This window comes from Streptomyces sp. NPDC041968 (genome assembly GCF_055589025.1).
On sequence record NZ_JBVJCB010000010.1, the window covers coordinates 255,944 to 275,841 of the forward strand.

The following is a 19,898-nucleotide window of genomic DNA, read 5'->3' on the forward strand; positions in this document are numbered from 1 at the left end:
GCAGTAGGGTGACGCCCGTGGCACCACGACCCTTGAACGAAATCGTCGAAGCGGGCTGGGCGAAGGCCCTGGAACCCGTCGCCGGGCAGATCACCTCGATGGGTGAGTTCCTGCGCGCGGAGATCGCCGCCGGACGCACCTACCTGCCCGCCGGAGCCAACGTCCTGCGGGCCTTCCAACAGCCCTTCGACGACGTCCGGGTCCTGATCGTCGGACAGGACCCGTATCCCACCCCGGGGCACGCCGTGGGACTGTCGTTCTCGGTCGCGCCGGAGGTGCGGCCGCTGCCCGGCAGCCTCGTCAACATCTTCCGGGAGCTGAACACCGACCTGAACCTCCCGCAGCCGTCCAGCGGGGACCTGACCCCGTGGACCCGGCAGGGCGTGCTGCTGCTCAACAGGGCGCTCACCACCGCCCCGCGCAAGCCCGCGGCGCACCGCGGCAAGGGCTGGGAGGAAGTCACCGAGCAGGCGATCCGGGCCCTGGTGGCGCGGGGCAAGCCGATGGTGTCCATCCTCTGGGGCCGCGATGCCCGCAATCTCCGCCCGCTGCTGGGCGACCTGCCCTCGGTGGAGTCCGCGCACCCGTCCCCGATGTCGGCCGACCGGGGCTTCTTCGGCTCCCGCCCCTTCAGCCGGGCCAACGACCTGCTGGTCCGGCTGGGAGGGCAGCCGGTCGACTGGCGCCTGCCGTGAGCGGCGGCTTCCTCGCCGTGGACTCCGGCGGTTCGGGTCTGCGGGTCGTGGTCGGCAGGGCCGGTGACGGCGGTGGCGGCACGGAAGGGCTGGGGCGGCGTTCGTCCCGGGTGCCCGTCCGCACCGGGGAACGGGGTATCGATCCCGCGCACCTGTTGGCACAAGTGCTGCCCATGGCCAGGGCCTTGAGCGCGGAGACCGGCGTGGACCGGCTCAGCACCGTGGTCGTCGGGGCCGCGGGACTGGCCACCCTCGGCGACGCCCTGCGGGCCGAACTCCCGGGCGCACTGGCCCGGGAGCTGGGGGCACGGACGGTCGCGCTCGTCGCGGACGCCGTCACCGCGTACGTCGGCGCCCTCGGCCCCCGCGCCGGAGCCGTGGTCGCCGCGGGCACCGGGCTGATCGCCACCGGTACCGACCTGGTCCGCTGGCGCCGGGCGGACGGCTGGGGTCATCTGCTGGGCGACTGCGGCGGCGGCGCCTGGATCGGCCGGGCCGGCCTGGAGGCGGCACTGCGCGCCCACGACGGGCGCCAGGGCGGTTCCCCGCTGCTGCTCGCGCGGGCCGAGGAGCGGTTCGGGCCGGTGGCCGGGCTGCCCGGCCGGCTGTATCCGCGGACGGACCGCCCCGCCGTCCTCGCCTCCTTCGCGCCCGACGTGGCCGCCTGCGCCGCCGACGACCCGGTCGCCGCGGACGTCCTGCGGGCCGCCGCGCGGCACATGGCCGACTCCGCCGCCGCGGTGTGCCCCCCGGACGGGGAGCCGCGCGTCGCGGTCACCGGCGGCCTGCTGAAGCTGGGCGACCCGCTGGTCGTCCCCCTGGAGGAGGCACTGGCGAAGCGGCTGCCGCACGCGCGCCGGACGGCCGCGGAGGGTGATCCCCTGCGGGGCTCGGTGCGCATCGCGACGGACCTGGCGGCCGGCTCGCTCACCGTTCCGGGCGATGACCGGATGCTGTGGGTGACGACCGTGCCGGGCGGCCGGTAATCGCCCTCCGGTGAGGTGAATCGTGCCGATGTCAGCCGATCCGTACATCACTCTTCCGACAAAACCGGACGGATACCGCTCACCTGCACCCTCCCCGAACAGGGAAACCCGGGAAACCAGTAACATGCGGCGCCATGAGCTCCCCCACTGGGCCCGCCGGCCTGCCAGTACGAATGCCGCGCCCCCGCCAGCCCGGACGGCACCGCCGTCCCGAACCGCTGGTGGCTCCCGAGGGCGCGCCGACGCTCGTCCTCGCGGTGCCGGGGACGCCCAGCAGCGCCACCCGAGGCCTCGCCGACGAGGTCATCAGCATCGCCCGCTCGGAGCTTCCCGGCCTCGACGCGCGGATCGGCCACCTCGACGGGGACGACGAGGAGTTCCCCTCCCTGTCGACCGTGCTCGTACGTGCCGCCGAGGAACGCGCCGCGCGCTACGAGCAGGCGGTCGCCGCCGGCCTGGAGGTGAAGGAGCCCGAGGGCCCCGTCGCCGTGGTCGTGCCCCTGCTCGCCGGCCCGGACAACGCGCTGCTGCGCCGCATCCGGCAGGCCGTCATGGACAGCCGGATCGCGGCCGAGCTGACCGACGTGCTCGGCCCGCACCCGCTGCTGGCCGAGGCACTGCACGTGCGGCTCTCCGAGGCCGGACTGGCCCGCGCCGACCGTGCCCGCCTGTTCACCGTGGCGACCGCCGCGGACGGCATCATCCTGGCCTCCGTGGGCGGTGACGAGGCCGTGCAGGCGGCCGGGATCACCGGCATGCTGCTCGCCGCGCGCCTCGCGGTGCCGGTGATGGCGGCGGCCCTGGACGACGAGGGCTCGATCGCCTCGGTGGCCGAGCAGCTGCGTTCCTCGGGTTCCCAGCAGCTGGCGCTCGCGCCGTACCTGATCGGCCCGGAGATCGAGGCGAGCCTGCTGGCGGAGGCGGCCCAGGAGGCGGGCTGCTCCACCGCCGAGCCCCTCGGCCCCTACCCGGCGATCGGCAAGCTGACGCTGGCCAAGTACACGACGGCGCTCGGCATCTCGCCGCAGCAGCCGCAGGGCGCGCCGGTCCGCTGACGCGCGCGGCGGGCGCCGGCGCGACCCGTACGACGGAAGGGGCCCGCTCCGTTGCAGGAGCGGGCCCCTTCCGTCGTACGGGCGTGTGGTTCGCCGAGGCCACCGTGTGACCTGCGGCGTGCGGCCGCCGGGGCCACCGGAACCGCCGGCGGGCCGTCGGCCGTGCCGGTCAGCCGAAGATCACGCAGGACGCCGCGGGCACCGCGAGCGAGCCGGCCCGTCGGGGGACGCCCGTCTCCGGGTCCGGGACGAACCAGGTCACGTCTCCCGAGCGCTCGTTGGCCGCGTACAGGAAGCCGCCCGACTCGGTGATCTCCCGCGGCCAGTGCCCGCCGCACGGCACGGTCCCGGACAGCCGCAGCCCGTCCGGCTCGACGGCGAACACGGACAGGACGTCCTCACCGCGGGTCGCGGTCCACACGAAGCGGCCGTCGGACGAGACGACGATCCCGGACGGGTAGGCGTCACCGGACGGAGCCCCGGGCAGCACCGGCACCTCGCTCACGGGCTGCAGGACGCCGTCGGCGGCGTCCCAGTGGCAGACGGTGACCGTCGGCGCCAGTTCGTTGACCACGTAGGCATGGGAGCCGCCCGGGTGGAACGCCAGGTGCCGGGGGCCCGAGCCGGGGCGCAGCGCGATCTCCCGGTGCACGGCGAGGGCGCCGTCCGTCAGGGTGCAGACCCGCACCGAGTCGGTGCCGAGATCCACGCTGACCACCCACCGCCCGCTCGGGTCGGGCCGCACCTGGTGGGCGTGCGGTCCCTGCTGGCGCTGGGCGTGCGGGCCGGAGCCGGTGTGCCTCAGGACGCCGGACAGGGTCCGGGCGAGGGTTCCGTCGGGTCGGACCGGCACGGCGGTGACGCTGCCGGAACCGTAGTTGGCGGTCAGGACGTGTCCGGCGTGGAGGCTGAGGTGGGTCGGTCCGTCGCCCCCGACGGACACCGGCCGCCCGGCGGGCTCGGGTTTGTCCCCGCTCACCCGGTAGGCGGCCACCGCACCCTCGGCCGTCTCACTGACCGCGTAGAGCGTCTCCCCGTCGGGCGCCAGGGCCAGGTAGGAGGGGTCGGGCAGGCGGTCCGTGCCGTTCAGGACCGTCAGCGCACCGGTGTCGGGTGCGACGGTCGCCATGACGATGCCGGGCCCGCCGGCCGCCGTGAACGACCCGATGAACGCCCGTCGCTGCCGCCTGCCGCCGTCTGCCACCGCTGGCCCCTCTCGTGTCGGCTCATGCCGCCTCGTACGCTTCGCGCCGCTCGTACGGCTTCTGGTCGAGTGCCGACTGATCGTCTGCCCCGGGGTGACGGTAGCAGTCGATCAGCTGCGGTCTAGACCAAACGGGTGGCGCGGTGCCGGCCGGGATCAGGCGCCGGCAATCGGTGGGCGGGAGGGGGCGTGCAGCGGCGCGGCGAGTTCGGCCAGGGCGCGTTCCACGCCGTGCAGATGGACCAGCGCGGGTTCGGTGGCGCCGGGCCCGTCGGCCCGGGCGGGGACCGCTCCGCCTCCGGTGAGTGCCTCGACGGCGCGCTCGACCCGCCAGCAGGCGGCGGCCAGCCGTGCGTCGTGCGAGGCCTCCGGGTCGGCGGCGACGGCGACCAGGCCGCGGATCTCCCGGGCGCAGTCGTCGAGCAGCGCGAGGACCCGGCGGGCGCGGCGCTTGCGGCCGTACATCGGGTTCAGCGGGTGCACGAGCGGGGCGAGCGACAGCCGCACCCGGCCGAGCAGCTGCTCCAGCTCGGCCACCCTCGGTGCCGGGTCGGCGCCCTCGGTTCCGGCGAGGCGCGCGGCCGCCTCGGCGGTGCAGGCGTGGACGCAGCGCAGCGCGCGCTGGATCCAGGCGTCGTTGACGGCGTGCGTGGTGACGGGCAGGACGAACAGCACCGCGAGCGCGGCTCCCAGCGCGCCCACTCCGGTCTCCACGAGCCGCAGGGCGAGCAGCCCGGGGGTGAGGACGCCCAGCAGGCCGTAGAGCAGCTCGGCGAGGAGCGTCACGCAGAGCATCATCCAGGTGTAGGAGACGGCGGCGGTGTAGAAGATGCCGAAGACGCAGGCGGCGGCGAGTACGGCGGTGGGCACCGCGGACCCGGCGACCGGGACGGCGACGAGGAAGCCGAGACCGATGCCCACGACCGTGCCGAGGACCCGGCGGAAGCCGCGGACCAGGGTCTCGCCGCGCGAGGTGGTGTTGACGAACACCCACCAGGTGGCGCCGACGGCCCAGTACCAGCGCTCGTCGGACACCAGCTGGCCCACGACCAGGGCGAAGCCGGCACCCGCCGTGGCCTGGACGGCCTGGCGGGTGGTGATACGGGCCGGGCGGACGACGCCACCCGTGCCCGGACGGCCCGGGAGGTACGCCCAGGAGGCTGCGGGGGCGGAGGGCGGCGGCTGGCGGCGCTCGTAGCACCACATGCCGAAGCGCACCGCCGCGGCGGTGGCCACGGACAGCAGGACGGCCGCGAACATCTCGGGCAGCCGGTCCGTGGTCGCGTGCAGGAACTGGGCGACGAAGAAGGTCATGAAGGCGAACACGCCGAGGCTGTGCCCGCGCGGACCCCAGCGCCGGGCGTACACGCCGACGCCGACGACGGCGAGGAAGGTGAGGTCCCGTGCCACGGGGAGGTCGTGCAGCGCGGCCGCCGCGGCGAGCACGGGCAGTCCGGTGACCGGCAGCAGCGCGGTGGTCACCGCCTGCCCGCGCACGGTGGCGTCGGTGACGGTGAACAGGGCGAGCAGCGCGGCGAGCCCGCCGATGACGGCACCCACCAGGGAGGTGCCGGCCAGGCCGCAGACGACGACGGCCAGACCGATACCGAGGACGGCCCGGGCGGCGAACCGCAGCCGCGTCCGCCCCGGGTCCGGGCTCACGAACACCCTCTTCAGCACTGATTACCGCCCCCTTCTACCGACCCGGAAGTCACCGGCACGAAAAAGGCGCCGCGGGATCCGCAGCGCCATCGACCTGCCTATAGGAGCATCCCTCCCACCACTGGCTCAACAGGACCGCGCACGAGTGGGCCATTGGTACAGTTTCCGCGGCACTTGCACGGCCACCGAAGAGCCATTGGCCGACGAAGGGACCCGGCACCATGGCGGTCGACGAACTCGACACCCGCATCCTCCGGCTGCTGCTGGAGCGGCCGCGCACCAGCGTGCGCGAGTACGCGCGCCTCCTCGGGGTCGCCCGGGGCACGCTCCAGGCCCGGCTGGACCGCCTGGAACGCGACGGTGTGATCACCGGCACCGCACCCTCCCTCTCCCCCGCCGCACTGGGCCACCCGGTCCTCGCGTTCGTGCACATCGAGGTGACCCAGGGCCACCTGGACGAGGTGGGCGAGGCGCTGGCCGCCGTCCCGGAGATCGTCGAGGCCTTCTCCATCACGGGCGGCGGTGACCTGATGACCCGCGTCGTGGCGCGCGACAACGCACACCTGGAGGACGTGGTCCAGAAGCTGATCAGCCTGCCCGGCGTCGTGCGGACCCGCAGCGAGGTGGCGCTGCGCGAGCGCGTCCCGCACCGGCTGCTGCCCCTGGTGGAGTCGATCGGGCGGACGGCGCGGAAGTGACCCCCGACCCCTTGGCATGCTGGGCACCATGAGCACCCTCGACGGCATCTCGGTCATCTTCGATCTCGACGGAACGCTCGTGGACAGCGAGCCGAACTACTACGAAGCGGGCCGTCGGACCCTGGCCGAGTACGGCGTGCGGGACTTCGGATGGGCGGACCACGAGGGGTACGTGGGCATCAGCACCCGGGAGACCGTCGCCGACTGGAGGCGGCGCTACGGCCTGCGGGCCCCGGTGGAGGAACTGCTGGCCGTGAAGAACCGCCACTACCTGGAACTGGCGCGCACCTCGGTCCGCGCGTACCCGCAGATGCGCGCGTTCGTCGAACTGCTGGCGGACGACGGGGTGCCCCTGGCGGTGGCGTCGGGTTCGTCGCCCGAGGCCATCACGGCGATCCTGGCCCGCACCGGACTGGACGCGTGGCTGCGCACGGTCGTCTCGGCGGACGAGGTCACCGAGGGCAAGCCCGCCCCCGACGTCTTCCTGGAGGCGGCCCGGCGGCTCGGGGCGGACCCGGGCGACTGCGTGGTCCTGGAGGACGCCGCCCCCGGAGCCGCCGCCGCGCACGCGGCCGGAATGCGCTGCATCGCGGTCCCGTACCTCGCGGCACAGGCCGATGCCCCGGAGTTCGCCACCGCCGACCTGCTGGTGCGCGGAGGGCAGGCGGAGTTCACGGCGCGGGCGGCGTACGAGTGGCTCGTACGGGCGGCCCGCGCCGCCTGACCGTACCGGGCGCCGAAATTTTGCCCGGGGAGGTGATCGGTTCGCCGCCCGCATCCGTACCTCCTGGTGTCCGAGTCTGTCCTCGCCCCAGGAGGCACGATGCGCATCACGCGCACCACGGCAGGGACCGCCTTCGTGGCCGGTGCCCTGGTCCTCACCCTCACCGCGCTCGCGTATCCGACCATGCTCGGGGTGCAGAACACGTCCAGTGCCCAGGACCGCGTCATCACCAACACGCTGTACGGGCCGCTCACCGAGGCCGACCGGGACTTCGTGGTGAAGGTCAGGGCCGCGGGGCTGTGGGAGCACCCGCTGGGGCTGATGGCCATGGAGCGGGGGACGACACCGGAGATGAAGGAGGCCGGGGAGCACCTCGTCGTCGGGCACTCGCGGCTCGACGCGACCTGCCGCAAGATCGCGCCCGAGCTGGGCATCACCCTGCCCAACCTGGCTTCCCCGCAGCAGCAGCAGTTCGTGTCGACCGTGGACGGGACCACGGGCAAGCAGTTCGACACGACGGCGGTCAACATCATGCGCATCACGCACGGCCAGATCTTCCCGGCCATCGCCAAGATCCGCGCCAACACCAAGAACTCCCTGGTGCGGCAGCTGGCCGACCAGGCCAACGACACGGTCCTGGACCACATCACCGTGCTGGAGAAGACCGGCCTGGTCAATTTCGACCAGGTCAACTTCCAGCAGTCGGCCCCGCCCGGCCTGCCCAAGGTGCAGCTCACGCCTCCGGCGCCGCAGCCGGGTGAGCCGGTGCTCTCCCTCACCCAGCCGCCCGGGCTGGACGTCAACACCTCGGCGCCGACGCCCAGTCCGACGGTCCGCTGACGCGGCCGCCCCGCCGGGTCACCGCTGGCGGGGCCTGCCGCGCCGCCCGCCCTTGCCGGCACCGCTTCCCTTGCCGCCGCTCTTGGCTCCGCCTCTGGCGCCGCCCTTGGCGCTGCTCTTGGCTCCGCCCTTGGCGCCGCTTCTGCCTCCGCCGCCGGCCCGTCCCCCGGCGGTCGGCTTGCGCCCGGCGTGGGCCGTCCCGGTGCGCTCGCCCTGCTGCCGTGCCGTGGCGGCCGGCCGGCCGCGGGTGCTGTTGACGGTCCGGCCCCGGACGATGCCGATCAGGTCCTCCACGCGGTCCGTGTGCGCGTCCTCCGGCCAGCACAGCGCCACACCCGACTCGGGCGCGTCCGTGACCGTCCGGTACGTGAGGTCCTTGCGATGGTGCAGCCGGGCCAGGGACAGCGGCACGAGCAGCACACCGATCCCGGCCGCGACCAGCTCGACGGCGTCCGCCGTGGTGGCCGGACGCTCGAGGGCGGGCCGGCCGGGCGGCCGCTCCCAGCCGAGGACGTCGTCCAGGGGGTGCAGCACGATCTCGTCGCCCAGGTCCTCGACGGTCACCTCGTCGGCCGTGGTGACGAGGTGGTCCTTGGGGACCACCACGACCGTGGTCTCGGTGTAGAGAGGGATCGCGCTGAACACGGTCCGGTCGACGGGCAGCCGGACCAGCCCGGCGTCGGCGTCGCCGCCCAGCAGCACGCCGCCCGCCTCGGCGGGGGTGGTCTGGGTCAGGGACAGCGGGACGTCGGGCACGCGCTCGTTCCAGATGCGCACCCATTTGTCGGGCGTCACCCCCGGGACGTAGGCGAGCCGGAACGAGGGGGGTTCTACCGAGCCTGTCACCCGGCCAGGTTACCGGGCGTGGTCGAGGAGCGCGGTCGAGGGCCGGGGGCGAAAGCCAGGGGCGAGGGACCCGGTCGATGCCCGTGACCGAGGACGTGGTCGCCGGGGAGGGCCGGGTCCCGCCGTCACCCGGCGTGGTCGGCGGTCGCTCGGACGCTCGATACCCTTGTCACCATGACGTCGCACCAGAACACCCAGACCATGAAGCCCGCGACCGCGGCGAAGAAGCTGGGTGTGTACCTCGAGGCCACACCCGCCGAGTTCCGGGAGGGCGTCGTCACGCGCGCCGAGCTGAACGCGCTCCAGACCGATCCGCCGTCGTGGCTGCGGGACCTGCGGCGCGACGGTCCGCACCCGCGGCCGGTGGTGGCGGCCAAGCTGGGTGTCTCCATCGCGGGCCTGCACCGGGGCGGCGTCTCGGAACCGCTCACCACGGACCAGATCGAGGCGCTGAAGCAGGAGCGCCCGGAATGGCTGGAGCGGGAGCAGAACGTCCAGGCCGACGTGCGCAAGGAGACCGCCCGCGTGAAGAAGCTGCACGCCGAGCGCGCGGAGCGGGCCGAGCGCGACTGACCTTCCGCGACGGACGCGCTCGCGGGCACCGAACCGGTCACCGACTCACCCTGTGCCCCGTGCGCGCCGGCTCACGGCCGTCCGCGGCTCACCGACCTGATCGGCCCGCTCCCCGGCGCTCACTCCCCGGCGCTCACTCGTCGGCCTTCTGCTCCGTCAGGCTCCAGGCGTACTGCAACCAGTCCGACACGGCCACGGCGCTCAGACCCGCGCTCAGCAGCCGGGCGGCCCGGGGAGCCACGGCGTAGGTGCCGACGAGCCCTCCGGCCACCCAGGCGGACGCGCAGAACGGGCAGGTGACCAGGTCGCCCACGGCCCGGCGCAGACCCTTCCCGCGCGGCGTCTCCCCCACCGTAGCCGCGTCGCCGTCATGCTCGTGCCGGGTGAAGGGCGCCCGCAGGAAGCCGGTGACCTTGTCCTTGGTCAGCAGCCGTGAGGCCTTGAACGTCGCCGTCCCGAGCAGGGCCAGGTCCCAGGGCGGGACAGTGTCCGGCAGTCGCAGCCCGCGGCCCCGAGCCGTCGCCGCGAAGACCGCCACGCCTGCCGCGAAGGTCGTCGCGAGCGCGGCGTACCCGCCGAGCGGCGTCTCCTCCTCCGCGCCGTCGTAGCGCTGCTCACCGTCCGTCATGGATGCCTCCTCCTGAACCGCCTATCGGACGGGAGCCGAGTGCCCGGTTCCCGCCGTCCACACGCGTGAACCGGGTCGGTCTCAGCGCTCCGCGGTCCTGCCGAAGAGGTCGGCGCAGTCCGCGGGCAGGTGGGTCAGGAGACGGTCGACGCGTTCGCCGGGGACCGCTTCGGTGAGGGTCGAGAGCACGGCACCCGCGTCCCACTCCGCGGTGCGCGGCCGCGCCCCGGTCTGCTGGGCCACGCGTCGGAGGAACTCCTCGCGACCGAAGGTCTCCGGGCGCCCGCGTTCCAGGCGCAGCGCGTCGCCCAGCGGTTCCGGCAGGTCGGAAGCCAGCGCGGCGGCCTCCTCCGGCCCCACCCGGGACGCCACCGCCCAGAGGACGGCCGCGCTGACCTGCTCGGCCTCGTCCTCGCTGTGGTACTCGCCGCGGTCACGGACCAGGGTCAGGAATGCGTCGAGCTGCACGGCGTCGCCTCCTTCCACCGGTTCTCCTGCGGAGCCGGGTGCCCGTGGCCCGGCGGGGGAAACGGATTCGGGATCGCGATCGGGACGGAGAGGGAAAGGGCCCGGGACCGCTCGGGCTCGGCGCGCACGGGCGCCCGAGCACGTTCCTTCACGCCTCACGTGGACGCGCGGTCCGTGGCGGGTCGCCTCACCGGCACGTCCGCCGGGCGTCGGTGAGGGCCAGCAACCGGGTCACGGCGTCGTCGGTGAACAGCGCCCGTCCGGCGGCGATCCGCTCCCGCCGGGCCGGGCCGGGGGCGGTGAGCCGCCGCAGCGCGCGGAGCAGCGAGGCGTCGTCCTCGGCGAGGTCCGAGACGCCCAGCGCGGCCATCCGCCGGACGCCGTCCGCACCGTGGCCGGGGATGGGGCGGTGCCCCACGACCGGCAGCCCGGCGGCGAGCGCCTGTACGGCGGTCTGGCCGGCCGCGTTGTCGACCAGGGCGCGGGCGGCGTGCAGCAGGCCGGGCATGTCCGTCACCCAGCCCAGCGCCAGCACCCCCGGGGTCCCGGACAGCGCACGACGCAGCCGCTCGTTGTCCCCACAGAGCACAACCGGCAGGAACCCGTGATCCGCCAGGAACCGGACGGTGGGGCGCAGACGCGAGCCGACCCCCCAGGCGCCGGCGGAGAGCACCACGGCGGGCCGCCCCGGACCGAGCCGGTCGAAGAGACCCCGCCACCCGGCCGCCCCGGGAGGGTCGGCGAAGAACTCGGGCGCCACGACCGGACCGCACGTCGACGCGCGCGTGCCGGTGCTCTCCCGCACCTCGCGGGCCGCCTCCGGGGTGAGGCACAGACAGTGGTCGTTGCCGGAGTGCAGCCACTGCCGGTGGACCGCGAAGTCGATCACGAGGACGACGCTGGGGACGGGCAGCAGGCCCCGGGCACGCAGGTGGCCGGTCAGCTGGGCGCCGAGGTGGAAGACGGGGACGACGACGTCGGCACCCGTGCGCTCGGTCAGCTCCCGCAGCCGGCCGCCGGCCAGCCGGGCCAGAGGCGTGCCGCCGGGGCGGCGTCCGGTGCCGGGGCGCAGGAACAGGCGGTACAGGAGGGCGTACGCCCAGGGGAAGTGGCGTACCGACCCGCGGTAGAAGCGTCGCAGCGCCCCGCCCAGGCCGTACGGCAGCAGCGTGAGGACGTCGACGGTCACGGCCGTCTCACCGCGCTCCTCGGCCCGCCGGACGAGTTCGGCGGCGACCGTGTCGTGCCCGGCGCCCATGCTCGCGCTGAGCACCAGCAGGCGCCGGCCGTCCGGCGGACCGGGCGGGGAGTCCGCGGAACGGCGGGGCATCGATGAGCTGCGAGGACGCACGGCGGCCCGAGTTGCCCGTGTGGCACGATCCAAACCGCTGCATAACCGGGCGTTTCGGGCGCTCTGTCGGGGATACTCCGTGATCGCCCGTCCGGCCGGACGCCGGAGCCCGACCGCCCGGTCGGCTGCTCGCCGGTGTCCGCCCCGAGCCAAGGTGGTCCTCATGGTCCATGCGTTCTCCCGCCCCCGGTCGGCCCCCGGACCGCGGATCGTCGCGCCCGACGCGGATCACGCCCGGCCGCGACGGGAGCCCGTCGGCGGCCGGGGCACGCGGACGCGCACCGCGCTCGTGACCGGGGCTTCCTCCGGCATCGGCGCCGCCGTGGCCCGCCGGCTGGGCGACGAGGGTGACTGGCGGCTGGTGCTCAGCGGACGCGACCCCTCCCGGCTGCGTGCGGTCGCCGAGGAGGCGTCGGCCACCGCCTTCGCGGCGGACCTGACCCTTCCCGGCGCCGATCGGCAGCTCGCCGACTTCACCTTGGCGACGGTGGGGCCGGTGGACCTGCTGGTGGCCGGGGCCGGGGTCGGCTGGGCCGGGGAGTTCGTGGACATGCCCCCGCACACCATCGACGAGGTGCTGGAGATCAACGTGCCGGCCACCCTGCGGCTGGTACGGCTGGTGCTGCCGGGGATGGTGGAGGCCGGGGCCGGACGGGTGGTGCTCATCGGATCGCTGGCGGGCAGCGTGGCGGTGCGCGACGAGGCCGTGTACTCCGCCGCCAAGGCCGCGGTCGGCGCTTTCGCGGACGCCCTGCGCTACGAGTTGCGGGGCACCGGGGTGGGGGTCACGCATGTGGTGCCCGGTGTCGTCGACACGCCGTTCTTCGAGCGCCGCGGGACGCCCTACCGGCGCTCACGGCCACGTCCCGTGTCCGCCGAGCGGGTGGCCGAGGCGGTGCGCACCGCGGTGGTACGGGGCCGGGACGAGGTGTACGTCCCCGGCTGGCTGCGGCTGCCGTGCCGGGTGCGGGGTGCGGCTCCGGGACTGTACCGGCGACTGGCCACGCGGTTCGGGTGAGTTCCGGATGAGCGGGAACGCGCGGCGGTGAGTGTCCTCACCGTCGTCCTCGCCCTGTTCGCGGCGCTGTCCAACGCCGCGGCGTCGGTCCTGCAGCGCCGGGCCGCGGCGCAGGACGAGGACCGGGCGGGCGCCGTTCACACGGCGGTGCGCTCGCTGCTGCGGCTGGTGCGCGACCCGTACTGGGTCGGCGGCGCGGCGCTGCTCGCGCTGACGACGGTCCTGCAGGGGGCCGCGCTGGCGGTGGGCAGCCTGTCCGTCGTCCAGCCGCTGATGGCCACGGAACTGCTCTTCACCCTGATGGTCGGCAGCGTCGTCTTCCACCGGCGGCCCGACCTGCGGACCTGGCTGGCCTTCGTGGCCCTGGCCGTGGGGCTCGCGCTGTTCCTCGGCGCCGCCAGCCCGTCGGCCGGTCAGGACACCGCCACCCCGGGGCGCTGGGGCTGGGCGGGCCTGGTGCTGTTCGTCCTGGTGACGGCCCTCGCCTCGGTCGGCAGCCTGGTGCGGGGCGCACCCCGCGCCGCGCTGTTCGGATCGGCGTCCGCGGTGGCGTTCGGCGGTACCGCGGCGCTGCTGAAGGAGGTCACCGGTCGCCTGCCCCAGGGGGTGGGCGCGATGCTGGCCCAGTGGCCGCCGTACGCCACGGCGGTCGTGGGGGTCGTCAGCTTCCTGCTGCTCCAGAGCGCGCTGCGGGCGGGGACCCTCGCGGCGTCGCAACCGGCGCTGACCCTCGGCGACGCCTTGACCAGTGTCGCCCTGGGCTGGGCGCTGTTCGGCGAGGAGATCGCCCTCGGGGTGCGGGTGCTGCCCGAGCTGGTCGGCGTGGCACTGATCGGTCTCGGCAGCATCGGACTGGCCCGGGCACCGTCGGTCCACGGGGCGTGGGACACGGCCCCCGCGGCGCGGGACGGGCCTGCCGGACGGAAGACGGCCGGAGCTTGAGCAGGGACGTGACGAGGAGCGGGAGCGTGAAGGCGGTCGGCAACGAGGTCGGCGGGAGGGCCGGGACCAGCACCGGTGGGGGACATGACGGGTTCACGTGGCACCGGGACAGGAGGCACACGATGCGGCGTAGGGGACCGGCCATCGGAGCGGCGGTGTACGCCGCCGCACCGGTCGCCCTCGCGCTGGCCCACGTCGGCCCGGCCGCGACCTGGCTGCCGGGGTTCCGCCGGCGCGCGTTCCCGGGTCTGGCGGGACTGGGCCGCCCCGACCACATCGCGCTCACCTTCGACGACGGCCCCGATCCGGCGTCCACCCCGCGCTTCCTCGACCTGCTGGACGAGCTGGGCGTACGGGCGACGTTCTTCCTGCTCGGCGAGGACGTCGTCCGCCACCCGGCGACCGCCCGTGAACAGGCTCGGCGGGGACACGAACTCGCCGTCCACGGCTGGTCGCACGACCGTCCCTGGACACCGGCCCCTGCGCGGGACGCGCGCGAGCTGCTGCGGGCGGCCCACGCGGTGGGCGAGGTCGCCGGGTGCGCCCCGGTCTGGTACCGCCCGCCCTACGGCATCCTCACCTCCGGACGCTGGGCCGCGGCACACCGGGCGGAGCTGCGGCCGGTGCTGTGGACCGCGTGGGGGAAGGACTGGCGGCCGGACGCCACGCCCGCGTCCGTGCGGGGCACCGTCGCGGCGGACCTGCGCGGGGGCGGCACGATCCTCCTCCACGACACCGACCACGCCTCCGCCCCCGGCAGCTGGCGGTCCGCCCTCGGCGCCCTGCCCGGCATCGTGCGCGACTGCCGGGAGGCGGGGCTGGCGGTGGGGCCGCTGGGGGAGCACGCGGTGGGCCGGCCGGACGCGCGGCACACGCCGGCACCGGCCCGGTGACGGCCCGGTCCGGGCAGCCGCCACCGGCCGGTAGCCACCGGCCGGCAGGGGTCGGGCGGCCGGGGAGCCGCCGGACAGGGACGGACCGCTCCGGACCGGCCCCCGCCCGGTGACAGGGCCACGGCACCCGCCCGCCACCCGCCACGGCTCGTCCGCCGTACCGCTGCCACCGGACGGACCCACCGAACGGAGCCACCGGACCGACCCCCGGCCGGCAGGGGTCAGGCGGCCACACCCGTGAGGTCGCGGTGGATCGGTGCCGCCCCGCCCGTGAGGGGTGCGCCCGTTCCGCCGCGCCGGGCGGCGACGATCTCCGCCGCGATGGAGAGCGCGGTCTCCTCGGGCGTCCGGGCGCCGAGGTCCAGGCCGATCGGTGAGCGGAGCCGGGACAGCTCCTGCTCGGTCAGGCCCGCCTCGCGCAGCCGCCGGTCGCGGTCCTCGTGGGTGCGGCGCGAGCCCATGGCACCGACGTACGCGACCGGCGTCCGCAGGGCCTCCGTCAGCAGCGGTACGTCGAACTTGGCGTCATGGGTGAGGACGCACAGCACCGTGCGTGCGTCGGTCGGCGTGCTCCGCAGGTAGCGGTGCGGCCAGTCCACGACCACCTCGTCGGCCTCGGGGAAGCGGGCCGCGGTGGCGAAGACGGGCCGGGCGTCGCACACCGTCACATGGTGACCGAGGAACTTGCCGGCCCGCACCAGCGCCGCGGCGAAGTCGACCGCCCCGAAGACGATCATGCGGGGCGGCGGCACCCTGGACTCGACGAGCAGCGTGAGTCCGCCGGGGCAGTGCGAACCGTCCTCCGAGAGGCCGACCGTGCCGGTGCGGCCGGCCTCCAGCAGGGCCCGGGCCTCGGCCACCGCCGTACGGTCCAGGTCCGGGTGGCCGCCGAGCCCTCCCTCGTACGAGCCGTCGGGGCGAACGAGCAGGGCCCGGCCCAGCAGTCCGGCCGGGCCCTCGACGACCCGGGCGAGGGCCGCGGTCCCGCCCCGGGCGGCGGTCGACAGGGCCGCCCGGAGGACCTCCCGTACGGGCGCGTCCGCGCCGACCGGCGTGACCAGCACGTCGATGACCCCGCCGCAGGTCAGTCCCACCGCGAAGGCGTCCTCGTCGCTGTAGCCGAACCGCTGCCGCACGGGCTCGCCGCTGCGCAGGGCCTCGGCGCACAACTCGTACACCGCGCCCTCGACGCAGCCGCCGGAGACCGATCCGACCGCCGTGCCCGCGCTGTCGACGGCGAGGGCGGCGCCGGGGCCGCGCGGCGCGCTGCCGCCGACGGAGACGACCGTGGCGACCGCGAACTCCCGGCCCTCGGTGAGCCATCCGTCCAGCTCGTCGGCGATGTCAAGCACCGTCCGCTCCCCCGCCGTCGGGTGCCGGAGCCGAGAGCACGCGGTCGGGCCGGATGGGCAGGTTCCGGTGGCGCACCCCGGTCGCGTGCCAGACGGCGTTGGCGACGGCCGCCGCCGCACCGACGATGCCGATCTCGCCGACGCCCTTGATGCCGACCGGGTCGTCCGGGTCGGGGTCGTCGACCCAGTCCGCCTGGACGTCCTGGACGTCCGCGTGGCTGGCGACGTGGTAACCGGCGAGGTCGGGGCCGTAGAGGCCGCCGCTCACCCGGTCCCGGACCGCCTCCTCGTGCAGGGCCATGGAGATGCCCCAGACCATGCCGCCGACGAGCTGGTTGCGGGCGGTGAGCGGGTTGACGATGCGGCCCGCCGCGAAGATGCCGAGCATCCGGCGCACCCGCACCTCACCGGTGGCGGTGTCCACGGCGACCTCGGCGAACTGCGCCCCGAAGGAGTGCCGTTCCTTCTGCGCGAGGGCACCGAGCGCCTCGGTGGTGTCGGAGCGCACGGTGATTCCCTCGGGCGGGACACTCGTGCCGAGGGCGAGCCGCTCGCGCAGTTCACCGGCCGCCGCCGTGATCGCCCAGGCCCAGGACCGCGTGCCCATGGAGCCGCCCGCGATCATCGCCGGTCCGAAGTCACTGTCCCCGATCCGCACCCGGACCCGCTCGGGCGCCACCTCGAGCGCGTCGGCGGCGACCAGGGTCAGGGCGGTACGGGCGCCGGTGCCGATGTCGGCTGCGGCGATCCGCACGGTGAAGGTGCCGTCGGCCTCCGCGGTCAGCAGGGCCGTGGAGGGACCGGCACCCGCTCCGAAGGAGGCGGCGGCCGTACCGGTGCCCAGCAGCCAGCGCCCGTCCCGGCGCACACCGGGGCGCGGGTCGCGCTCCGCCCAGCCGAACCGCCGGGCGCCCTCGCGGAAGCAGGCCGCGAGGTTGCGGCTGCTGAACGGCAGCCCGGAGACCGGGCCGACGTCGGGCTCGTTGCGCAGGCGCAGTTCGATCGGGTCGACGCCGCAGCGCTCGGCGAGTTCGTCGAGCGCCACCTCGATCGCGAAGGATCCCGGCGCCTCGCCCGGCGCCCGCATGAAGGTCGGGGAGGGCACGTCGAGCCGTACGACGTGGTTGGCGGTGCGGTGGGCCTCGGCGTCGTACATCACCCTGGCGACACCGGCGCCGGGCTCGACGAACTCGTAGACGGTCGACGTCTGGTTCAGCGAACGGTGCTCCAGGGCGCGCAGCCGGCCGTCGGCGTCGGCGCCGAGCCGTACGCGCTGGGCGGTGGGGCTGCGGTAGCCGGCCAGCGAGAACATCTGCCGCCGCGTCATCACCACCCGCACCGGTCGCTGCAGAAGGGTCGCCGCCATGACCGCGGACACCTGGTGGGCGCGCAGGCCCTTGCTGCCGAAGCCGCCGCCGATGTGCTCGGAGCGCACCCGTACCGCGGACTCGTCGAGGGAGAACATCCGCGCCAGCTCGCCCTGGACCCAGGTGGCGCCCTGGTTGGAGTCGACGACCTCCAGCCGGCCGCCGTCCCACCGGGCCGTGGCCGCGTGCGGCTCCATCATGCTGTGGTGTTCTTCGGGAGTGGTGTACTCCTCGTCGACGACGACGGCGGACGCGGCGAGCCCGGCCGCCAGGTCGCCCTTCTCGGTCTCCGCCGGCATGTGTCCGTCGGCCGGGTAGGCGCCGGGGTGGTCCGCCGTGAGCGCGATGTCGTGCGGCTCCGTGTCGTACGTGACGGCGAGGGCCTCGGCCGCCTCCCGCGCCTGCTCGGGCGTCTCGGCGACGACCAGGGCGACCGGCCAGCCCGCGTGCGGCACCCGCTCGTCCTGGAAGACGGCGGCGGTCGGGTCCGGTGCGATGCCCAGCATGCCGATGTAGTCGGTCTCGAGGCGCGGGGCGTTGCCGTGGTGCAGGACGGCGAGTACGCCCGGCATGCCGAGGACGGCGTCGGTGTCCATCGAGCGGATGCGGCCGCGGGCGACGGTGGACAGCACCAGCCAGCCGTGCGCGAGGTCGGCGAAGGGGATCTCGCCGGCGTAGCGGGCCGCTCCGGTGACCTTGTCGCGGCCCTCCACGCGCGTGTGCGAGGTGCCGACGGCGCCCTTGACCGTCGCGGGGCCGGTGGTGGCGGTGCTCATCGGGCGGCCTCCTCGGTGAGTTCGGTCAGGACGGCCACCACGAGGTTGCGCATGAGGGTCACCTTGTATCCGTTGTCGGGCAGCGGCCTGGCGGCGGCGAGTTCGGCGTCCGCGGCGGCGGCGAAGGTCGCGCCGTCGGCCGGCGCGCCGATCAGCACGTCCTCGGCGGCACGGGCCCGCCAGGGCCGGGAGGCGACCGCGCCGAAGGCCAGCCGTGCGTCGCGTACGACGCCGTCCTCGACGTCGAGCGCGGCGGCGACCGAGCCGATCGCGAAGGCGTACGAGGCGCGCTCGCGGACCTTGCGGTAGCGGGAGCGGGCGGCGACCGGGGCGGCCGGCAGGATCACGCCGGTGATCAGCGCGCCGGGCGGCAGGGCGGTCTCGCGGTGCGGGGTGTCGCCGACGGGGAGGTAGAAGTCGGCGAGCGGCGACTCGCCCGGTCCGTCCGGTGTCTCGTAGGAGACGACCGCGTCGAAGGCGGTGAGGGCGACGCCCATGTCCGAGGGGTGCACGGCCACGCAGTGGTCGGAGGCGCCGAGTATGGCGTGGTTGTGGTGCTCGCCGGTGACGGCGGGGCAACCGCTGCCGGGGGCGCGCTTGTTGCACGGCTTGCTCACGTCGGTGAAGTAGCCGCAGCGGGTGCGCTGGAGCAGGTTGCCACCGACGGTGGCCATGTTGCGCAGCTGCCCGGAGGCGCCGGCCAGCACCGCCTGGGTCAACGCCGGGTAGCGGCGGCGCACTTCGGGGTGGGCGGCGAGGTCGCTGTTGGTGACGGTCGCGCCGATGCGCAGGCCGCCGTCGGCGGTCGGTCCGATGCCGTCCAGGGGGAGGTCGCGGAGGTCGACGAGGCGGGCGGGCCGCTCGACGCCGGTCTTCATCAGGTCGACGAGGTTGGTGCCGCCGCCGAGGAAACGGGCGTCCGGGTCGGCGGCGAGCAGTGCCACCGCGCCGGAGACGTCGTCGGCGCGCTGGTAGCCGAACTCCCTCATGCCGCCGCCCCCTCGGTGGAGCCCTCGCGGGCACCGTCGTCGTCGTGGGCCGTCGCGTCGTGGGCCTCGGCCGCGCGGGCGACCGCCTGGACGATGGAGACGTAGGCACCGCAGCGGCACAGGTTGCCGCTCATGCGTTCGCGGATCTCGTCCGGTGTCAGGGGTGGTGGTCCGGCCTCGGGGCGGACGTCCTCGGTGGCGGCGCTGGGCCAGCCGGCCGCGTGCTCCTCGATGACGGCGACGGCCGAGCAGATCTGGCCGGGCGTGCAGTAGCCGCACTGGTAGCCGTCGAGGTCGAGGAAGGCCTGCTGCACCGGGTGCAGCCGGTCGCCCTCGGCCATGCCCTCGATGGTGGTGATCTCCCGCCCCTCGGCGGCGACGGCGAGGTTCAGGCAGGAGACGGCGCGGCGCCCGTCGACCAGGACGGTGCAGGCGCCGCACTGCCCCTGGTCGCAGCCCTTCTTGGTGCCGGTGAGGTCGAGGCGCTCGCGCAGGGCGTCGAGCAGGGTGGTGCGGTGGTCGACGGTCAGCTGGTGCTTCTCGCCGTTGATGGTCAGGACGACGGCGCTGGACGTCGACGAGGGCGCTGGGGCCATGATCAGCCTTCTTTGTGTCTGGTGACTGCGTCTGGTGACTGGGTCCGGTGACTGTGGGCTGTGGGCTGTCGGCTGTGGGCTGTATCCGGTGAGCGGGGAGACAGGCGGCGGAGAATGGTTTCGCCCGTGTTCGAGCGCACCTGCGGGTCACGCCGACCCGTTCCGCCGCTATCGTGGCTGACAACCGGACAACTGTCCGCTCACGAAAACGTAACGGACAGTTGTCCGCTTAGCA

20 protein-coding genes are annotated in these 19,898 nt (G+C 75.0%); 10 read left to right on the forward strand and 10 right to left on the reverse strand.

Annotation, left to right across the window (positions count from 1 at the left end; genetic code table 11):
* Window positions 1–17: 17 nt before the first annotated feature.
* The 3 genes from ACZ6EG_RS24910 to ACZ6EG_RS24920 all read left to right on the forward strand — a co-directional run bounded on the left by ACZ6EG_RS24910 (window position 18) and on the right by ACZ6EG_RS24920 (window position 2,736).
* Window positions 18–695, forward strand: coding sequence for a uracil-DNA glycosylase (locus ACZ6EG_RS24910; RefSeq protein WP_356606651.1), 678 nt, complete (start codon window positions 18–20; stop codon window positions 693–695).
* A complete protein-coding gene (locus ACZ6EG_RS24915) occupies window positions 692–1,681 on the forward strand; it encodes an N-acetylglucosamine kinase (protein ID WP_469607698.1) in 990 nt (329 codons plus the stop codon). The genes ACZ6EG_RS24910 and ACZ6EG_RS24915 overlap by 4 nt, the downstream gene beginning before the upstream one ends.
* A 134-nt stretch (window positions 1,682–1,815) precedes the next feature.
* Window positions 1,816–2,736: a sirohydrochlorin chelatase gene (locus ACZ6EG_RS24920; RefSeq protein ID WP_469607701.1), complete on the forward strand. Its 921-nt coding sequence runs from the start codon at window positions 1,816–1,818 to the stop codon at window positions 2,734–2,736.
* 169 nt (window positions 2,737–2,905) lie between these two features.
* On the opposite strand, the gene ACZ6EG_RS24925 is transcribed toward ACZ6EG_RS24920, so the two are convergent.
* On the reverse strand, window positions 2,906–3,940 hold the full coding sequence (locus tag ACZ6EG_RS24925) for a lactonase family protein (RefSeq protein ID WP_391969312.1): 1,035 nt from the start codon (window positions 3,938–3,940) through the stop codon (window positions 2,906–2,908).
* A 156-nt stretch (window positions 3,941–4,096) separates the two neighbouring features.
* A complete protein-coding gene (locus tag ACZ6EG_RS24930) occupies window positions 4,097–5,620 on the reverse strand; it encodes an FUSC family protein (RefSeq protein ID WP_469607705.1) in 1,524 nt (507 codons plus the stop codon).
* A gap of 203 nt (window positions 5,621–5,823) precedes the next feature.
* On the opposite strand from ACZ6EG_RS24930, the gene ACZ6EG_RS24935 reads away from it, so the two are divergent.
* The 3 genes from ACZ6EG_RS24935 to ACZ6EG_RS24945 all read left to right on the forward strand — a co-directional run bounded on the left by ACZ6EG_RS24935 (window position 5,824) and on the right by ACZ6EG_RS24945 (window position 7,864).
* Window positions 5,824–6,300, forward strand: a complete 477-nt coding sequence (locus ACZ6EG_RS24935; protein WP_356606641.1) for an Lrp/AsnC family transcriptional regulator — start codon at window positions 5,824–5,826, stop codon at window positions 6,298–6,300.
* Window positions 6,301–6,328: 28 nt separating this feature from the next.
* Window positions 6,329–7,024 (forward strand): HAD family hydrolase, encoded by a 696-nt coding sequence (locus ACZ6EG_RS24940; RefSeq protein WP_469607709.1) that lies wholly within the window; start codon window positions 6,329–6,331, stop codon window positions 7,022–7,024.
* 99 nt (window positions 7,025–7,123) lie between these two features.
* Window positions 7,124–7,864 carry a DUF4142 domain-containing protein gene (locus ACZ6EG_RS24945; RefSeq protein WP_391969315.1) on the forward strand — a complete coding sequence of 247 codons (741 nt, stop codon included), beginning with the start codon at window positions 7,124–7,126 and terminating at the stop codon, window positions 7,862–7,864.
* A gap of 18 nt (window positions 7,865–7,882) precedes the next feature.
* On the opposite strand, the gene ACZ6EG_RS24950 is transcribed toward ACZ6EG_RS24945, so the two are convergent.
* Complete coding sequence (locus ACZ6EG_RS24950) at window positions 7,883–8,710, reverse strand: LysR substrate-binding domain-containing protein (protein ID WP_469607712.1); 828 nt, start codon at window positions 8,708–8,710, stop codon at window positions 7,883–7,885.
* 174 nt (window positions 8,711–8,884) lie between these two features.
* Here ACZ6EG_RS24950 and ACZ6EG_RS24955 point away from each other — a divergent pair, with 174 nt between their 5' ends.
* Entirely contained in the window at window positions 8,885–9,283 is a 399-nt protein-coding gene (locus ACZ6EG_RS24955) for a DUF5997 family protein (protein WP_383636871.1), read from the forward strand.
* A 133-nt stretch (window positions 9,284–9,416) separates the two neighbouring features.
* On the opposite strand, the gene ACZ6EG_RS24960 is transcribed toward ACZ6EG_RS24955, so the two are convergent.
* From ACZ6EG_RS24960 to ACZ6EG_RS24970, 3 genes are all read right to left on the reverse strand, one after another.
* Window positions 9,417–9,911 carry a DUF1360 domain-containing protein gene (locus tag ACZ6EG_RS24960; protein WP_391969317.1) on the reverse strand — a complete coding sequence of 165 codons (495 nt, stop codon included), beginning with the start codon at window positions 9,909–9,911 and terminating at the stop codon, window positions 9,417–9,419.
* 81 nt (window positions 9,912–9,992) lie between these two features.
* Entirely contained in the window at window positions 9,993–10,379 is a 387-nt protein-coding gene (locus tag ACZ6EG_RS24965; protein ID WP_391969318.1) for a DUF2267 domain-containing protein, read from the reverse strand.
* Window positions 10,380–10,566: 187 nt separating this feature from the next.
* Entirely contained in the window at window positions 10,567–11,709 is a 1,143-nt protein-coding gene (locus tag ACZ6EG_RS24970; protein WP_469607717.1) for an MGDG synthase family glycosyltransferase, read from the reverse strand.
* Window positions 11,710–11,893: 184 nt separating this feature from the next.
* Between ACZ6EG_RS24970 and ACZ6EG_RS24975 the strand changes: the two genes are divergently transcribed.
* The 3 genes from ACZ6EG_RS24975 (at window position 11,894) to ACZ6EG_RS24985 (ending at window position 14,583) form a co-directional block, all read left to right on the forward strand.
* Window positions 11,894–12,748 carry an SDR family NAD(P)-dependent oxidoreductase gene (locus tag ACZ6EG_RS24975; protein ID WP_391969319.1) on the forward strand — a complete coding sequence of 285 codons (855 nt, stop codon included), beginning with the start codon at window positions 11,894–11,896 and terminating at the stop codon, window positions 12,746–12,748.
* Window positions 12,749–12,775: 27 nt separating this feature from the next.
* Complete coding sequence (locus ACZ6EG_RS24980; RefSeq protein ID WP_469607720.1) at window positions 12,776–13,690, forward strand: DMT family transporter; 915 nt, start codon at window positions 12,776–12,778, stop codon at window positions 13,688–13,690.
* A gap of 122 nt (window positions 13,691–13,812) precedes the next feature.
* Entirely contained in the window at window positions 13,813–14,583 is a 771-nt protein-coding gene (locus ACZ6EG_RS24985; protein ID WP_469607723.1) for a polysaccharide deacetylase family protein, read from the forward strand.
* 221 nt (window positions 14,584–14,804) lie between these two features.
* Here ACZ6EG_RS24985 and ACZ6EG_RS24990 read toward each other — a convergent pair whose 3' ends face one another.
* From ACZ6EG_RS24990 to ACZ6EG_RS25005, 4 genes are read right to left on the reverse strand one after another with little or no spacing between them, the layout of a single operon-like run.
* A complete protein-coding gene (locus tag ACZ6EG_RS24990; RefSeq protein WP_469607726.1) occupies window positions 14,805–15,935 on the reverse strand; it encodes an XdhC family protein in 1,131 nt (376 codons plus the stop codon).
* Window positions 15,928–18,078, reverse strand: coding sequence for a xanthine dehydrogenase family protein molybdopterin-binding subunit (locus ACZ6EG_RS24995; RefSeq protein ID WP_469607729.1), 2,151 nt, complete (start codon window positions 18,076–18,078; stop codon window positions 15,928–15,930). The genes ACZ6EG_RS24990 and ACZ6EG_RS24995 overlap by 8 nt, the downstream gene beginning before the upstream one ends.
* Entirely contained in the window at window positions 18,075–19,067 is a 993-nt protein-coding gene (locus ACZ6EG_RS25000; protein ID WP_469607732.1) for an FAD binding domain-containing protein, read from the reverse strand. Before ACZ6EG_RS25000 ends, ACZ6EG_RS24995 begins: the two co-directional genes overlap by 4 nt.
* Window positions 19,064–19,663 (reverse strand): 2Fe-2S iron-sulfur cluster-binding protein, encoded by a 600-nt coding sequence (locus tag ACZ6EG_RS25005; RefSeq protein WP_469607735.1) that lies wholly within the window; start codon window positions 19,661–19,663, stop codon window positions 19,064–19,066. The genes ACZ6EG_RS25000 and ACZ6EG_RS25005 overlap by 4 nt, the downstream gene beginning before the upstream one ends.
* Window positions 19,664–19,898: the final 235 nt, after the last annotated feature.

Coding starts and splice junctions, on each gene's coding strand:
- ACZ6EG_RS24975 (WP_391969319.1), top strand. CDS start 11,894: ATGGTCCATGCGTTCTCCCGCCCCCGGTCGGCCCCCGGACCGCGGATC.
- ACZ6EG_RS24940 (WP_469607709.1), top strand. CDS start 6,329: ATGAGCACCCTCGACGGCATCTCGGTCATCTTCGATCTCGACGGAACG.
- ACZ6EG_RS24945 (WP_391969315.1), top strand. CDS start 7,124: ATGCGCATCACGCGCACCACGGCAGGGACCGCCTTCGTGGCCGGTGCC.
- ACZ6EG_RS24920 (WP_469607701.1), top strand. CDS start 1,816: ATGAGCTCCCCCACTGGGCCCGCCGGCCTGCCAGTACGAATGCCGCGC.
- ACZ6EG_RS24935 (WP_356606641.1), top strand. CDS start 5,824: ATGGCGGTCGACGAACTCGACACCCGCATCCTCCGGCTGCTGCTGGAG.
- ACZ6EG_RS25005 (WP_469607735.1), bottom strand. CDS start 19,663: ATGGCCCCAGCGCCCTCGTCGACGTCCAGCGCCGTCGTCCTGACCATC.
- ACZ6EG_RS24995 (WP_469607729.1), bottom strand. CDS start 18,078: ATGAGCACCGCCACCACCGGCCCCGCGACGGTCAAGGGCGCCGTCGGC.
- ACZ6EG_RS24955 (WP_383636871.1), top strand. CDS start 8,885: ATGACGTCGCACCAGAACACCCAGACCATGAAGCCCGCGACCGCGGCG.
- ACZ6EG_RS24960 (WP_391969317.1), bottom strand. CDS start 9,911: ATGACGGACGGTGAGCAGCGCTACGACGGCGCGGAGGAGGAGACGCCG.
- ACZ6EG_RS24985 (WP_469607723.1), top strand. CDS start 13,813: ATGCGGCGTAGGGGACCGGCCATCGGAGCGGCGGTGTACGCCGCCGCA.
- ACZ6EG_RS24970 (WP_469607717.1), bottom strand. CDS start 11,709: ATGCCCCGCCGTTCCGCGGACTCCCCGCCCGGTCCGCCGGACGGCCGG.
- ACZ6EG_RS25000 (WP_469607732.1), bottom strand. CDS start 19,067: ATGAGGGAGTTCGGCTACCAGCGCGCCGACGACGTCTCCGGCGCGGTG.